This window comes from Mesorhizobium sp. M0998 (assembly GCF_040318885.1).
GTDB lineage: Bacteria > Pseudomonadota > Alphaproteobacteria > Rhizobiales > Rhizobiaceae > Mesorhizobium.
On record NZ_JAMYND010000013.1, the window covers coordinates 153,423 to 167,169 of the forward strand.

15 protein-coding genes and 1 pseudogene are annotated in these 13,747 nt (G+C 62.6%); 10 read left to right on the plus strand and 6 right to left on the minus strand.

Annotated elements, in window-relative coordinates:
• Positions 1 to 1,251 (minus strand): tryptophan synthase subunit beta, encoded by a 1,251-nt coding sequence (trpB, locus tag NKH59_RS15180; protein ID WP_352743912.1) that lies wholly within the window; start codon positions 1,249 to 1,251, stop codon positions 1 to 3.
• Positions 1,252 to 1,284: 33 nt separating this feature from the next.
• Complete coding sequence (locus NKH59_RS15185; protein ID WP_353022287.1) at positions 1,285 to 1,944, minus strand: phosphoribosylanthranilate isomerase; 660 nt, start codon at positions 1,942 to 1,944, stop codon at positions 1,285 to 1,287.
• A 162-nt stretch (positions 1,945 to 2,106) separates the two neighbouring features.
• On the opposite strand from NKH59_RS15185, the gene NKH59_RS15190 reads away from it, so the two are divergent.
• Positions 2,107 to 2,325 carry a hypothetical protein gene (locus tag NKH59_RS15190; protein ID WP_254815955.1) on the plus strand — a complete coding sequence of 73 codons (219 nt, stop codon included), beginning with the start codon at positions 2,107 to 2,109 and terminating at the stop codon, positions 2,323 to 2,325.
• Positions 2,326 to 2,398: 73 nt separating this feature from the next.
• Here the strand turns inward: NKH59_RS15190 and NKH59_RS15195 are convergent, their stop codons facing one another.
• From NKH59_RS15195 to NKH59_RS15210, 4 genes are all read right to left on the minus strand, one after another.
• Entirely contained in the window at positions 2,399 to 3,157 is a 759-nt protein-coding gene (locus NKH59_RS15195; protein WP_352472563.1) for a M48 family metallopeptidase, read from the minus strand.
• Positions 3,158 to 3,254: 97 nt separating this feature from the next.
• Complete coding sequence (locus NKH59_RS15200; protein WP_352451639.1) at positions 3,255 to 3,743, minus strand: DUF2852 domain-containing protein; 489 nt, start codon at positions 3,741 to 3,743, stop codon at positions 3,255 to 3,257.
• 116 nt (positions 3,744 to 3,859) lie between these two features.
• Complete coding sequence (locus NKH59_RS15205; RefSeq protein WP_353022276.1) at positions 3,860 to 5,002, minus strand: benzoate/H(+) symporter BenE family transporter; 1,143 nt, start codon at positions 5,000 to 5,002, stop codon at positions 3,860 to 3,862.
• A gap of 4 nt (positions 5,003 to 5,006) precedes the next feature.
• A complete protein-coding gene (locus NKH59_RS15210; protein WP_353022278.1) occupies positions 5,007 to 5,774 on the minus strand; it encodes an alpha/beta hydrolase in 768 nt (255 codons plus the stop codon).
• Positions 5,775 to 5,989: 215 nt separating this feature from the next.
• Between NKH59_RS15210 and infC the strand changes: the two genes are divergently transcribed.
• From infC to NKH59_RS15255, 9 genes and pseudogenes are all read left to right on the plus strand, one after another.
• Positions 5,990 to 6,526, plus strand: a complete 537-nt coding sequence (gene infC, locus NKH59_RS15215) for a translation initiation factor IF-3 (RefSeq protein ID WP_023677573.1) — start codon at positions 5,990 to 5,992, stop codon at positions 6,524 to 6,526.
• Between the two features lie 199 nt (positions 6,527 to 6,725).
• Positions 6,726 to 7,367 carry a methyltransferase family protein gene (locus tag NKH59_RS15220; protein ID WP_352451636.1) on the plus strand — a complete coding sequence of 214 codons (642 nt, stop codon included), beginning with the start codon at positions 6,726 to 6,728 and terminating at the stop codon, positions 7,365 to 7,367.
• 192 nt (positions 7,368 to 7,559) lie between these two features.
• Positions 7,560 to 7,763: a 50S ribosomal protein L35 gene (gene rpmI, locus NKH59_RS15225; RefSeq protein WP_006201248.1), complete on the plus strand. Its 204-nt coding sequence runs from the start codon at positions 7,560 to 7,562 to the stop codon at positions 7,761 to 7,763.
• A 35-nt stretch (positions 7,764 to 7,798) separates the two neighbouring features.
• Positions 7,799 to 8,200, plus strand: coding sequence for a 50S ribosomal protein L20 (gene rplT / locus NKH59_RS15230; RefSeq protein ID WP_006201247.1), 402 nt, complete (start codon positions 7,799 to 7,801; stop codon positions 8,198 to 8,200).
• A gap of 96 nt (positions 8,201 to 8,296) precedes the next feature.
• Entirely contained in the window at positions 8,297 to 9,382 is a 1,086-nt protein-coding gene (gene pheS / locus NKH59_RS15235; protein ID WP_352451635.1) for a phenylalanine--tRNA ligase subunit alpha, read from the plus strand.
• A 106-nt stretch (positions 9,383 to 9,488) separates the two neighbouring features.
• Positions 9,489 to 11,897 carry a phenylalanine--tRNA ligase subunit beta gene (pheT, locus tag NKH59_RS15240; protein ID WP_352819518.1) on the plus strand — a complete coding sequence of 803 codons (2,409 nt, stop codon included), beginning with the start codon at positions 9,489 to 9,491 and terminating at the stop codon, positions 11,895 to 11,897.
• Between the two features lie 12 nt (positions 11,898 to 11,909).
• Positions 11,910 to 12,494 (plus strand): prolyl hydroxylase family protein, encoded by a 585-nt coding sequence (locus NKH59_RS15245; protein WP_352819516.1) that lies wholly within the window; start codon positions 11,910 to 11,912, stop codon positions 12,492 to 12,494.
• A 28-nt stretch (positions 12,495 to 12,522) separates the two neighbouring features.
• A complete protein-coding gene (locus NKH59_RS15250; protein ID WP_352919836.1) occupies positions 12,523 to 12,894 on the plus strand; it encodes a hypothetical protein in 372 nt (123 codons plus the stop codon).
• Between the two features lie 108 nt (positions 12,895 to 13,002).
• Positions 13,003 to 13,604 (plus strand): annotated as a pseudogene (locus NKH59_RS15255) (nucleotidyltransferase family protein).
• The last annotated feature ends 143 nt before the right edge of the window (positions 13,605 to 13,747 follow it).

Below are 13,747 nucleotides of genomic sequence, written 5' to 3' on the forward strand. Positions count from 1 at the left end.
TCAGATCTCCATGCCCAACATATTGGCCACCGTATGCACGTCCTTGTCGCCGCGGCCCGACAGGTTGACGATGACGATCTGGTCCTTGTCCATATCAGGCACGATCTTCACCGCCTGTGCGATGGCATGGGCCGATTCCAGCGCCGGAATGATGCCCTCGACGCGTGTCGTCAGCTGGAACGCCTCCAGCGCCTCGTCGTCGAGGATCGGCACATAGTCGACGCGGCCGGAATCGCGCAGCCATGAGTGCTCCGGCCCAACGCCGGGATAGTCGAGGCCGGCCGAGATCGAGTGGCCGTCCATGATCTGGCCGTCGGCGTTCTGCAGGAGGTAGGTACGGTTGCCATGCAGCACGCCGGGCGCGCCGGCACTCATCGAGGCGCAATGCTCGATGCCGTCGAGCCCGCGGCCGCCGGCTTCGACGCCGATGATGCGGACCTGCCTGTCATCGAGGAAGGGATGGAACAGGCCGATAGCGTTGGAACCGCCGCCGACACAAGCGATGATGGTGTCCGGCAGCCGGCCTTCCTGCTCGAGGATCTGGGCGCGCGCCTCGGTGCCGATCACCGACTGGAAGTCGCGCACCAGCTCCGGATAGGGATGCGGGCCGGCGGCGGTGCCGATCAGGTAATAGGTATCCTCGACATTGGTCACCCAGTCGCGCAGGGCCTCGTTCATGGCATCCTTCAGCGTGCCGTGGCCGGCCGTCACCGGCCGCACCTCGGCGCCCAGAAGCTTCATGCGAAAGACGTTGGGGCTTTGCCGGGCGACATCGGTCGCGCCCATATAGACGATACAAGGAAGCCCGAAGCGCGCCGCCACCGTAGCGGAAGCGACGCCATGCTGGCCGGCGCCGGTCTCTGCGATGATCCGCGTCTTGCCCATGCGCTTGGCGAGCAGGATCTGGCCGAGGCAGTTGTTGATCTTGTGCGAGCCGGTGTGGTTCAGGTCCTCGCGCTTGAAATAGACCTTTGCGCCGCCGCCGAGGCCCTTCGCCGAGGACACCTCACGAAGATGCCTGGTCAGGCCTTCGGCGAAATAGAGCTTCGACGGCCGCCCGGCGTAATGCGTCGAGAGATCGGTCAGTTCGGCCTTGAAATCCGGGTCGTTCTTGACCTCGTTCCAGTGCCGCTCCAGCTCGAGGATCAGCGGCATCAGCGTTTCGGCAACGAAACGACCGCCAAAAATGCCGAACATGCCCTGCTCGTCGGGGCCGGTGCGGAAGGAATTCGGTATCGCCGGCTTGTCCATCGCCGATCTCCTGGTCTGTGGTTTGAAGCGTGGTCAGGCGGCGCGGTTGTCGCGTGCTGCCCCGACGGCGCGGAAAAATTGTTCGATCAGCGCCGGTTCCTTGACGCCCGGCGCGCTCTCCACGCCCGAGGAAACATCTATTCCGGGCGGGTTCGCCAGCCGAAAGGCGTCGCCGATATTGCCGGCATTGAGCCCTCCGGAAAGCATGTAATCGACGCCGGCGTCAAGGCCAGCCAGAATGCGCCAGTCGAAGGCAAGACCGTTGCCGCCCGGCAATTCCGAACCCTTAGGCGGCTTGGCATCGAACAGGAAGCGGTCGGCAATGCCGATGAAGGGCTTGACTTGCCCGAGATCGGCGGCCTCGCTGACCGGCAGCGCCTTCATCACCGGCAAGCCGTAGCGGGCCTTCACCTCGGCCACCCGCTCGGGAGGCTCGGCGCCGTGAAGCTGCAGCATGTCGGGCTGCATCTTTTCGACGATCTCATCCAGGAACGCATCGCTGGCGTCGACCGTCACGGCAACCGCCTTGGCCTTGCCGCGCGCCGCTTCGCGCAGGCGGCCGGCTTCCGCCGGCTCGACATAGCGCGGGCTTTTGGCAAAGAAAATGAAGCCGACATGGCTGGCGCCGCCGGCCAATGCCGCAGCCAGTGCCTTGTCGGTCTTCAACCCGCATATCTTGATGTCCAGCGCCATGGCGCGGGATTGGCACGAAACGGCCAAAGAGTCGAGAAAAAGCATCCTGTTTGCCGCCAGCGCGGAACGCGCTACCTTGCTGATGTAAGAGCGGAACGCGCTACCTTGCTAATATAAGCGCAACGCTACTTGCTCAGGCACAGAGGCGGGAGAACAAAGATCATGCCGGAAAAGACCGTCGCGGAACTCAGGCAAAAGCTGGCGCAGGCCCATGAGGTCATCGCTCATTTGATGGACAAGGCAGCCTTCAACGGCGCCGAGGCGCACCGGGCGCTGGCTTATTTCAGCAACGAGACCTTCGAGAAGGATTTCCTGCCCTGGCCGCGCCATGTCGATGAGGGGTTGCGGCCGGAGGAGTTGAACGCGGCCAATGACGATTGATCGGCAGTGCAGAATCTATTGAGGCCGGCGCGAAGGATCGCTACAGTTTCCATTTCGTGCCCCTACAAGCATCCTACTCGAACGCGATCGCCTGCAGCGCGCCGCCATTGCGCTTGAGCCAGTCCTTGCAGCGCTCGGTATCCGGGCAAAGCTGCTCGCATAGTTTCCAGAATTTCGGGCCGTGGTTCATCTCCTTGAGATGCGCCACCTCATGCGCGACGAGGTAGTTTATCACCGGCCGCGGCGCCATCATGATGCGCCAGGAAAACGACAGATTGCCGTCCGACGTGCAGGATCCCCAGCGGCTCGACGTGTCCTTGAAGCGGATCGCCTTGGCTCGCTTGCCAATCGCCGCGCTGTGCTTCGTCACCAGCGCCTCGATCTCGCGCTTGGCTTCGCGCTTCAGGAAATCGGCGATGCGGCGCGGCAGATGCACACGCTCGCCATGCACGATCATCAGCGGTCCGCGCTCGTCGCGCGACAGCGTGACGGTTCCGCGTTTCGACGGTTCATGGACGATGCGATGCGGCACACCGCGCACCGGTACCTTGATGCCGGGCCGCACCTGCGGCCGGTTGGGTACCTTGGCCAGCCTTTGCTCCAGCCAGTCCTGATGGCGGTCGAGGAATTTTTCCACCTCGCCGCGGCGCAGCCCCGGCGGCACGGTGATGCGCAAACCGCGGCCGCCGGAATCGATGCGCAGCGTCAGGCGCCGCGCCCGGTCGTTCTCGACGATCTTGAGCGGCAGCGTGCGGCCGGCAACGCAATGCTCGCGCTCCACGACGGGCGTGGGCTTGGGTTTCGTCGGGGTGCGGAAGAAGCCGAAGGACATTCCGGGACGATACGTGATTCGAGGGAAACGACTAGAACAAAAAAGAAACGGCGCCGCTGACGCGACGCCGTTGGATTATCTATCTGGGCACGGGACCTTACTCGTCGAGCAGGCCTGGCGTGGAGTTGCCGCCGCGTTTGTTGTTCGTCGTCGAGCCAGTTGACCCACCCGTCGTGGGCGACGTCGACTTGTTGCGGTTGGCCATGAAGCGATCGAACTCTTCCTGGTCCTTGGCGCGGCGCAATTCACGGGCATATTCATCGAACTCGCTCAGCATCTCGTCGAGCTTGCGGCGTTCCTCGGCAAGCCGCTCGAGTTCCTTTTCGCGCCAGTCGTCGAAAGCGACGTTGCCGGTGCGTGCAGAGCCATGGCCCCAGCGCGCGGCCCTGTCGGAACCGCGGCGGCAACCGGCGAAGATGCCGTCGGTGGCGCGGTTGACGTCGCGCTTGAAGCCCTCGAGCCGATCGCCCCAGATGATGTAGGCGAGCATGGCTAAGCCGAGCGGCCAGAACACCATGAACCCGATCACCATCAACGCGATGGTCGCCGGCGTCCAGGCCGGACGGATCAATGCAGATGTGTTCATTTCTTCCAATCCTTCAGTTGGAGACAGCCAAATCCGGCTGCGTGGAATCGAAATGGGATGAAGAAAACGGCGATTCAAGACAGCAGCCGCCAAAACCGGACAAGCGGCTGAAATGATTATCGCTTTTTGAGCATTTCAACGAAAAGCACGACCAATCCGGCGATCAGGCCCCAGAACGCCGCACCGACGCCGAACAGCGTCAGCCCCGATGCGGTGACGGCGAAGGTGACGGTGGCGGCCATCCGCTCGTCCTCGTCTTTCAAGGCGATCGACAGTGCATTGGCGAGCGGCGCCATCAGCGCCAGGCCGGCGACCAGCGCGATCAGGCTCTGCGGCAATACGGCGAAGATCGCCACCAGCGAGGCGCCGAACAGGGCAAAGACGAGATAGGCCAACGCATAGAACGGCCCGGTCTTCCAGCGCTCGGCCGGATCGGGATGCACGTCGGGCCCGGTGCAGATCGCCGCCGAGATTGCCGCCAGATTGGTGGTCGAGGCGCCGAGCGGCGCCGTCAGCAGCGAAAACAGGCCGGTGACGCCGATCAGCGGCCCTGGTTCGGGATGATAGCCGGCTGCCCTCAGCACGGCGAGGCCGGACAGGTTCTGCGAGGCCATGGTGACGAGATAGAGCGGCAAGGCGAGGCCGATGATCGCAGTGGCGGTGAACTGCGGCATCACCAGCGTCAAGCTCGAGAGTTCCGGTGCCGGCAGACCGCCGACCCGGCCGGTAAGGAAGGCGGCGAGACCGCCGCCGATCAGCACCAGCAGCACCGAGAGGGCCGGGTTGAACAGGCGGATGACGAAGAACGCCGCAACCAGCGGCAGGATCAGCCAGGGGTCGACGGGAACGGTTTTCACCGCATTGATGGCGAAGGTGACGACGATGCCGGCCAGCATTCCGGACGCGACGGACGCCGGTATTCTGGCGATCAGCTTGGTCAAGGGCCCGAACAGGCCGGTGGTGATCAGCAGGACCGCGGTGACGACGAAGGCACCAACCGCCTCACCCATCGAAAAGCCGGTCGACGCGGCGATCAGCGCCAAGCCTGGCGTCGACCAGGCGGTGATGACCGGCATTTTCGTACGCCAGGACAGCCACAGGCTCTCGATCGCCATCGCCAGGCAAAGCGCCGTCACCCAGCTTGCGGTCTCGACCTGCGTTGCGCCGACCGCCTTGGCGGCGGCAATGACGATGGCCAGCGTACCGCCGAAGCCGACGATCGCCGCCACGAAGGCGGACACCGGAATGGAAATGCGCATGTCTCTATCCCGCCTGCCGCACCATAGCGTCCACCGCCCGCACCAGCATGTCGAGATCCTGCGGCCGCGACAGGCGGTGGTCGCCGTCGGGGATGAGCGACAGCGTGACGTCGTCGGCCGGCAGCAGGCTGACCAGCTTCAGCGCATGGCTCGACGGCACGTCGGGATCGGCCAGGCCTTGCAGGATGTGGACCGGACAGTGCGTGTCGATCGGCCCGGTCATCACCCGGTTGTTGCGGCCGTCCTCGATCAGTGCGCGCGTGTAGATGTACGGTTCGGCGAAATAGTCCGACGGCTCTTCGAAAAAGCCCTTTTTCCTGAGGTTGCGCTTCTGCGCCCCGGTCAGCACCGGCTCCACCAGTTCGAATGTGAAATCGGGCGCCGGGGCCAGCAGCACAAGACCTGCGATGCTGTTTTCGCCCGCCTTGCGCAATTCCTGCACCATGCGCAGCGCGATCCAGGCGCCCATCGAGGAGCCGACCAGGATCTGCCTGCCCTGGGTGAAGCGGCGGAAAACCGCCAGGCTCTCGCCCAGCCATTTCGAGATGGTGCCGTCGGCAAAGGCGCCACCCGATTCGCCGTGGCCGGAATAATCGTGGCGCAGAAAGGCGCGACCTTCTTTGCGCGCCCATTCCGACAACGTTTCGGCCTTGGTGCCCAGCATGTCCGATTTGTAGCCGCCGAGCCAGACGATGCCGGGCTCGGCACCTGTCGCATGCCTGACGGCGATGCTCGTCCCGTCGACGTCCAGAAAGATCGGGGTGGTGGTCATGGTGTATTCCCTCACGCCGGTCTTTTGGCACAGCAAGGCATTCAACGAAAAGTGCTCCGCCACTTTCTTCGCTTGGTGCAGAGGAGCATTCCATCGAGCAGGTGATTTCCTGAGAATGCTGTGCTATTGACTCCGACCGCGCGCTCACCACATTGCGCGTTCGCAATTCTGAACTGAAGAACCCCTTAACGAAACGGCTCAAGGAGACCACGACCATTCGCAGACCTTTCAAAGCAGCGGCGCCCACCAAGGAAGGCCCGCGCTCCAACCGTGACATCCGGGTTCCCCGGGTCCAGCTAATCGACGCCGAAGGCCAGAACCGCGGCGATGTCTCCATCAACGACGCATTGCTGCTCGCCGAAGAGGCTGGGCTCGATCTGGTCGAGATATCGCCCAATGCAGTGCCGCCCGTCGTAAAGATCCTCGATCTCGGCAAGCTGAAATACGCCAACCAGAAGAAGGCGGCCGAGGCGCGCAAGAACCAGAAGGTCATCGAGATCAAGGAGATCAAGATGCGCCCGAACATCGACAGCCACGACTACGAGACCAAGATGAAGGCCGTCCGGCGCTTTTTCGAGGAAGGCGACAAGGTCAAGCTGACATTGCGCTTCCGCGGTCGCGAGATGGCGCATATGGAACTCGGCATGCAGCTTCTGAACAAGGTTCGCGAGGAAGTGGCGCCCATCGCCAAGGTCGAAGCCGAACCGAAGCTCGAAGGCCGCCAGATGATGATGGTGCTGGCGCCCCGCTAAAGCGCGTTGCGCTTTAGTTCTGTTTGTGCATGTCGTTGTCGCAAAACCGCAGCGCACTTTTGGGCGACGTGCATTAAATCCGCCTGAATCATGTTGCAAGGCGTCCCGGCGATCGGCGGGGCGCCTGTTCTTGGCCAGACGCTGCGATCGCCGGCGAGAGCAAAGACGCTCTGGTTCCCTCGACGATCGGATTCCCGACATGGTCAATGACGTCAAGCATTCGGAAGCCAAATATGGGCTGGGCAGCTACCAGCACACGCGCAGGATGGTGCTTGCCGTCGTCGTCGTCGTCCTTTTCGCGATGCTTTTGTTCGGGCAGTCGGTTTTTCCGCCCGATACGCCTGTGCATGAAACGATCGAAATGGTCGGCGTCCTGCTGATCTTTCTCGGCGTTGTCGGACGCTTGTGGTCGACGCTCTATATTGGTGGACGCAAATCCTCCGAAGTGGTGACCGGCGGACCCTATTCGATCACCCGCAACCCGCTCTATGTCTTCTCTACTTTAGCTGCCGCCGGTGTCGGCGCACAGATCGGCTCCATCACCGCCACGATCGGCTTTGGAGCGCTCTGCGCGGGTGCATTTTACATCGTTATCCTGCGCGAGGAGAAATTCCTCAGGCAGGTTCTTGGCGCGCCATACCAGGCCTACCTGTTGAAAGTGCCGCGCTTCTTCCCGAAACTGTCGCTGTATCAGGAAGGCGACACCGGCGGCTTCAAGCCGCGCCTGCTGCGAACCACGCTGCTCGACGGTCTGGTCTTCCTGGTTGCCTTGCCGGCTTTCGAACTGATCGACGGCGCCCAGCAGTCCGGCATATTGCCGGTGCTGTTCCGTTTCCCCTGAGTACGGTGTTGCTGAGTACAGTGTTGCTGGGCACGGGGTGTTGCGCGCGCCCCCGCTTTGACGTATAGGACCGCCGTTCCCAAAAAACCGCCCGGCAGGGCATGCCGTGGCGGTTTCATTTGCTTTTCGGGCTTTGGTCGGCCTGAAGCGAACAAACAAGCGCATTGGTGCGCATATAAACGGAGTAGCAAAATGCCCAAGATGAAGACCAAATCGGCCGCCAAGAAGCGGTTCAAGATCACAGGTACGGGTAAAGTTCTGTCGGCTGCAGCCGGCAAGCGTCACGGCATGATCAAGCGGTCCAACAAGTTCATTCGAAATGCCCGCGGCACGATGGTTCTGGCTGAACCGGATGGCAAGAAGGTCATCAAGAATTTTCTGCCGAACGGCCTCTGAGCATTCGGTCTGGACAGCGTTAAGGAGATCATGACATGGCACGCGTAAAGAGAGGCGTCACCTCGCACGCCAAGCACAAGAAGGTCCTGAAAGCCGCCAAGGGTTTTTACGGCCGTCGCAAGAACACCATCCGCATCGCCAAGCAGGCGGTGGAAAAGTCGCTGCAGTACGCCTATCGCGACCGCAAGAACCGCAAGCGCTCGTTCCGCGCGCTGTGGATCCAGCGCATCAATGCGGCGACGCATGAGCATGGCCTGACCTATGGCCGTTTCATCGACGGTCTCAACAAGGCCGGAATCGAGATCGATCGCAAGATCCTGTCGGACATGGCCATCCACGAGCCGCAGGCCTTCGCCGCACTCGTGGCCAAGGCCAAGGTCGCGCTCGAATACCTGAAGAATACCACGCCGAATGCTTTTGAAAGCGCTGTCGCTTAAGACCAGCGCTTCCCAAGCTATTCGATACTTGATTTGGGAAACCCGCGCTGGCAGGGCTGGCGCGGGTTTTTCTTTGCTTCCAATCGGATCTGGAACATGAGTGACATGGAAACTCTCGAAAATTCCCTGATGGCCGAGATCGCCTCGGCCGCCGACGAGCAGGCGATCGAGGCGGTGCGTGTCTCTGCCCTTGGCAAGAAGGGCTCGGTTTCCGAGATGCTGAAGACACTCGGCTCGATGAGCGCCGAGGAGCGACAGGTCAAAGGCCCGGCAATCAACGGCCTCAAGAACCGCGTCACCGAGGCACTTTCGGCGCGCCGCGCCGAGCTGAAAGATGTGGCGATCACAGCACGGCTTGCCGCAGAGAAGGTCGACGTCAGCTTGCCGGTCAGGCAATCGCCGGCCGAGCGCGGCCGCATCCATCCGATCAGCCAGGTTATCGACGAGATCGCGGCGATTTTCGGCGATCTCGGCTTTGCCATCGCCGAAGGTCCGGACATCGAGACCGACTATTACAATTTCACCTCGCTGAACTTCCCGGAAGGCCACCCGGCGCGCGAGATGCACGACACGTTCTTCTTCCAGCCGGACGAGCAGGGGGAGCGCAAGCTTTTGCGCACCCACACCTCGCCGGTGCAGATCCGCACCATGGAGATGCAGAAGCCGCCGATCCGCATCGTCATCCCTGGCAAGACCTACCGGCAGGATTCCGATGCCACCCACTCGCCGATGTTCCATCAGGTCGAGGGGCTGGTGATCGACAAATCGGCCAACGTCGCCAATATGAAATGGGTGCTGGAGGAGTTCTGCAAGGCCTTCTTCGAGGTGCCGAGCGTCAAGATGCGCTTCCGGCCGTCTTTCTTCCCGTTTACCGAGCCCAGCCTCGAGGTAGACATCCAGTGCGACCGTTCGCGGCCCGGCGAGGTGCGCTTCGGCGAAGGCTCCGACTGGATGGAGATTCTCGGCTGCGGCATGGTGCACCCCAATGTGCTCCGTTACGGTGGCCTCGATCCTGACGAATACCAGGGCTTCGCCTGGGGCATGGGCATCGACCGTATCGCCATGCTGAAATACGGCATGCCGGATCTGCGCGCCTTCTTCGACGCCGATGTGCGCTGGCTGTCGCATTACGGTTTTAGGCCGCTTGACATGCCGACGCTGTTCGGGGGCTTGAGCGCGTGACGACTGGGCCGCAGCAAATCCGCGGGCAGCTTGCCTTCCTGCACATGTCCGACGCGCGGCCGCATAGCTTCAAGTGCAACGTGCCCAGACCAGACGGAACACATTCATGAAACTCACCCTCTCCTGGCTCAAGGATCATCTCGAGACAGACGCCTCGCTGGCGGAAATCGTCGAGCGTCTCACCTCGATCGGCCTCGAGGTCGAGCATGTCGACGACCGGGCGAGCCTGGCTCCCTTCGTCATCGCCAAGGTGGTGACGGCGGTCCAGCATCCCGACGCCGACCGGCTTCGCGTGCTGACCGTCGACACCGGCGACGGCAAGCCGCCGGTGCAGGTCGTGTGTGGAGCGCCGAACGCCCGCGCGGGCCTGATCGGCGCCTTTGCAGCACCGGGCACCTATATTCCCGGCATCGACGTGACGCTGACCGTCGGCAAGATCCGCGGCGTTGAAAGCCATGGCATGATGTGCTCCGAGCGCGAGCTCGAATTGTCCGAGGAGCATGACGGCATCATCGACCTTCCGGCCGATGCGCCGGTCGGTACCAGCTTCGCCGCCTATGCCCATCTCGACGACCCGCTGATCGAGATCAATCTGACGCCGAACCGGCCGGATGCGACCAGTGTCCATGGCATCGCCCGCGATCTGGCGGCGAGCGGGCTCGGCACGCTGAAGAGCGCGCCGATAGAGCCGATCCCCGGCACGGGCGAGACGCCGGTCAAGGTGACGATCGAAGCGCCGGAGCTCTGTCCCGGCTTTGCGCTGCGCCTGGTGCGCGGCGTCAAGAACGGACCGTCGCCGAAATGGCTGCAGCAAAGGCTTCTCGCCATCGGCTTGAGGCCGATCAGCGCGCTCGTCGATATCACCAATTACGTCACCTTCGACCGCGGTCGGCCGCTGCATGTCTTCGACGCTGCGAAGGTCACCGGCAATCTCGCCGTGCGCCGGGCGCGTGATGGCGAAAAGGTGCTGGCGCTCGACGGCCGCGAATACACGCTGACGCCGGAGATGTGCGTCATCGCCGACCAGGACGGCATCGAATCGATTGCCGGCATCATGGGCGGCGAGCATTCCGGCTGCAACGAGAACACCACCGACGTGCTGATCGAGTCGGCGCTTTGGGATCCGATCGCGACTGCCCGCACCGGCCGCACGCTCGGCATCATCACCGACGCGCGCTATCGGTTTGAGCGCGGCGTCGACCCGGAAATGATGGTTCCCGGCCTGGAGCTGGCAACGAAGCTGGTGCTCGATTTCTGCGGCGGTACGCCGGCGCAAACCGAAGTCGTCGGCTATGCCGGCCATCAGCCGAAGATCGTCTCGTTCCCATTGTCGGAAGTGAAGCGGCTGACCGGCATCGAAGTGCCGCGCTCGACAAGCCTCGACATTCTTGCCCGCCTCGGCTTCAGGCCGGAGGGCACGGGCGATGTCGTCAATGTGGCGGTCCCGTCCTGGCGGCCGGATGTCGACGGCAAGGCCGACCTGGTCGAGGAGGTCATGCGCATCCACGGCGTCGACAACATCGCGCCGCAGCCGCTCGGTTCGCACGATGCGGTCAACGCCAGGATCCTGACTGTGCTGCAGATCCGCACCCGCGCCGCCAAGCGGGCACTTGCCGTGCGCGGCATGATGGAGGCCGTCACCTGGTCGTTCATTCCGGCAAAACACGCCGAATTGTTCGGCGGCGGCCAGCAGGCGCTGAAGCTTGCCAACCCGATCGCCGCCGATATGTCGGACATGCGGCCGTCGCTGCTGCCGGGGCTGATCGCGGCAGCGCAACGCAATGCCGACAAGGGCATCGGCGATGTCGCGCTGTTCGAAGTTTCGGGCACCTATGAAGGCGACGGCGCCGACCAGCAGCGGCGTGTTGCCGCCGGTGTGCGGCGCGGCACCGCCAGGCTCGAAGGCTCCGGCCGCCATTGGGCCGGCAATGCCGGCGCCGTCGGCGTCTTCGATGCCAAGGCCGATGCGATCGCAGCACTCGAAGCCTGCGGCGCGCCGGTCGAGCGGCTGCAGATCGAGGCCGGCGGCCCGGCCTGGTATCATCCCGGCCGCTCCGGCACGATCAAGCTTGGGCCGAAGGTAATCCTTGGCACGTTTGGCGAGTTCCACCCGAAGACGCTGGAGGGGCTTGACGTCTCCGGCCCGCTTTGCGGCTTCGAAGTGTTCATCGATACCGTGCCCGAGCCGAAGGCCAAGCCGACGCGAACAAAGCCGAGACTGGATCTGTCCGCCTTCCAGGCGGTCAAGCGCGATTTCGCCTTCGTCGTCGACAAGGCGGTCGAAGCCGGCACACTCGTTCGCGCCGCCCTTGCCGCCGATCGAAAGCTGATTTCCGGCGTCTCGGTGTTCGATGTTTTCGAGGGTGCAGCGCTCGGCGCGGCGAAGAAATCGATCGCCATCGAAGTGTCGATCCAGCCGGTCGAAAAGACGCTGACCGACGAGGATTTCGAGGCGCTGGCCAAGCGCATCGTCGATAATGTCGGCAAGCAGACCGGCGGCGTGCTGCGGACGTAAGGGGATGCTCTGATGGACCACAAGCTCTCCATCAACTGGCTGGCAACGCATATCGGGACTGTCAATGGGTTCCTGGACGACCAGGAATGCGCCGATCTGATCGCCGACAGCGAACGGCGTGGTTTTGAGGCAGCCAAGGTAAACAGCGCCGGCGGCGCGAGCGTGATGACGGAACTCCGCAACAACGACCGCGTCGTTTTTGATGACGAGGATCTTGCCGACCTGCTTTTTGCGCGGGCGCGGCCTCTGCTCTATCGTGGTCTCGGCGACTGGCGCTTGACCGGGCTGAATGAGCGTTTCCGTTTCTATCGCTATGGGCCGGGCCAGAAGTTCGATTGGCATCATGACGGCTATTTCGAGCGCCACGCCTTGGAGCGCAGTCAGTTCACGTTCATGATTTATCTATCAGATGGATTTGAAGGGGGAGGAACCTCGTTTCGTGGCGAGATGCCGGGCTATGCCGGTAGCAGTCTTCTGGTGAAGCCGAAGAAAGGAATGGCTCTGGCATTCTACCATCCGATCGAGCATCGCGGCGACGAGGTGCTGTCGGGGCGCAAGTACGTCATCCGAACGGACGTGATGTACAAGCGCCAATGAAACGCTGTCCGTTCTGCCGCTGAGCTAAATGCACCTGACCCCGCTGGAAGTGTTTTTCGTCAAGGAGTTCTGCCGTTCCGCCGGCGTTTCTCCTGACATGATGCGTGCGCTGAAAGTCAAAGAACGCAGCCGCGATCCTGTAGGATTCATGACCAGAGTCACTCCCTCATCGGTTCCCCCGGAATTGCGCTTTGAGAGTCGAGTGTTCAGTTCGCTTCGGGTAGCGTGCGTTGGACCTGACCAGCTTCTTTGCGGCATGGTGCTGTTCTTCGATGAGATTGAAGGAAAGCTAGAGGCGATCGAGGGCTTTGTGTACGGCGAAGAATGGCCGTCAATCGAGGAGCCAGTCTTCTGGTCCGAGACCGACCGAACAATGAGCCTTGGGCGGGAGGGAAACTAGCCTGCAGAAATGGGCGTCACGACGCCCTTTCCGATAATTGCACAATGGATGGCGCGCTGAGGACCTAGAGGGGTTGCCGGCAGGTGGCGAATCGCCGTCCAAAGGGCGATGGACCATTTGCGCTATTCAGGGCTGCCCTTCGAGGAACAGCGTGCAGCCTTCTCGATATCGTCTCGGCCGATCCGCTGGTCAGTGAGACGCTGTCGCGGGTACGGGTGCTAGGCCTGCCGGACTGGCTGGTCGTCTCCGGCGCGCTTTACAACAGCGTCTGGAATCATCTGACCGGAAAGCCCTCGGGGTACGGCATCCGGGATGTCGACCTGTTTTATTTCGATGAGAGCGATCTGTCCTATGAAGCCGAGGACACGGTCATCCGCCGGGCGGCGAAGCAGTTCGAAGGGCTGAAGCTGCCGGTCGAGGTTCGCAATCAGGCACGGGTGCATCTGTGGTTTGAGGCGCGCTTTGGCGGTTCCTATCCCAGACTGTCGTCGTCCGCCGAGGCGCTGTCCTATTTCGCTTCGAAAACCCATGCGGTCGGCGTTAGATTCGGCACCGATGGGCAACTCGCGCTCGTGGCGCCGTTCGGGCTCGACGACATCTTCTCGTTTCGCGTTACCCCGAACCGTGCACTGGATAATCGGCAGACGCACGAGATGAAGGGCGCGCGTGCCAGGGAGAACTGGCCGGAGATCAGTGTCATGCCTTGGTAGGAAATGTCGGCGCGAGGCACCCCCCTCTGCCCTGCCGGGCATCTCCCCCTCAAGGGGGTGTTTGGACCGGAGACATCGCGAACAGGTGTGCGAGGACATCGCGAACAGTGCTCCATGCTATCTCTCGACGAGGTTGAGGTCGA

What these genes read in the sequence shown, in the direction of transcription:
- NKH59_RS15220 (WP_352451636.1), top strand. Translation starts at nt 6,726, where the DNA reads ATGGTCAATGACGTCAAGCATTCGGAAGCCAAATATGGGCTGGGCAGC.
- NKH59_RS15250 (WP_352919836.1), top strand. Translation starts at nt 12,523, where the DNA reads ATGCACCTGACCCCGCTGGAAGTGTTTTTCGTCAAGGAGTTCTGCCGT.
- NKH59_RS15200 (WP_352451639.1), bottom strand. Translation starts at nt 3,743, where the DNA reads ATGAACACATCTGCATTGATCCGTCCGGCCTGGACGCCGGCGACCATC.
- NKH59_RS15210 (WP_353022278.1), bottom strand. Translation starts at nt 5,774, where the DNA reads ATGACCACCACCCCGATCTTTCTGGACGTCGACGGGACGAGCATCGCC.
- pheT (WP_352819518.1), top strand. Translation starts at nt 9,489, where the DNA reads ATGAAACTCACCCTCTCCTGGCTCAAGGATCATCTCGAGACAGACGCC.
- NKH59_RS15195 (WP_352472563.1), bottom strand. Translation starts at nt 3,157, where the DNA reads ATGTCCTTCGGCTTCTTCCGCACCCCGACGAAACCCAAGCCCACGCCC.
- NKH59_RS15245 (WP_352819516.1), top strand. Translation starts at nt 11,910, where the DNA reads ATGGACCACAAGCTCTCCATCAACTGGCTGGCAACGCATATCGGGACT.
- trpB (WP_352743912.1), bottom strand. Translation starts at nt 1,251, where the DNA reads ATGGACAAGCCGGCGATACCGAATTCCTTCCGCACCGGCCCCGACGAG.
- rpmI (WP_006201248.1), top strand. Translation starts at nt 7,560, where the DNA reads ATGCCCAAGATGAAGACCAAATCGGCCGCCAAGAAGCGGTTCAAGATC.
- NKH59_RS15185 (WP_353022287.1), bottom strand. Translation starts at nt 1,944, where the DNA reads ATGGCGCTGGACATCAAGATATGCGGGTTGAAGACCGACAAGGCACTG.
- NKH59_RS15205 (WP_353022276.1), bottom strand. Translation starts at nt 5,002, where the DNA reads ATGCGCATTTCCATTCCGGTGTCCGCCTTCGTGGCGGCGATCGTCGGC.
- pheS (WP_352451635.1), top strand. Translation starts at nt 8,297, where the DNA reads ATGAGTGACATGGAAACTCTCGAAAATTCCCTGATGGCCGAGATCGCC.
- rplT (WP_006201247.1), top strand. Translation starts at nt 7,799, where the DNA reads ATGGCACGCGTAAAGAGAGGCGTCACCTCGCACGCCAAGCACAAGAAG.
- NKH59_RS15190 (WP_254815955.1), top strand. Translation starts at nt 2,107, where the DNA reads ATGCCGGAAAAGACCGTCGCGGAACTCAGGCAAAAGCTGGCGCAGGCC.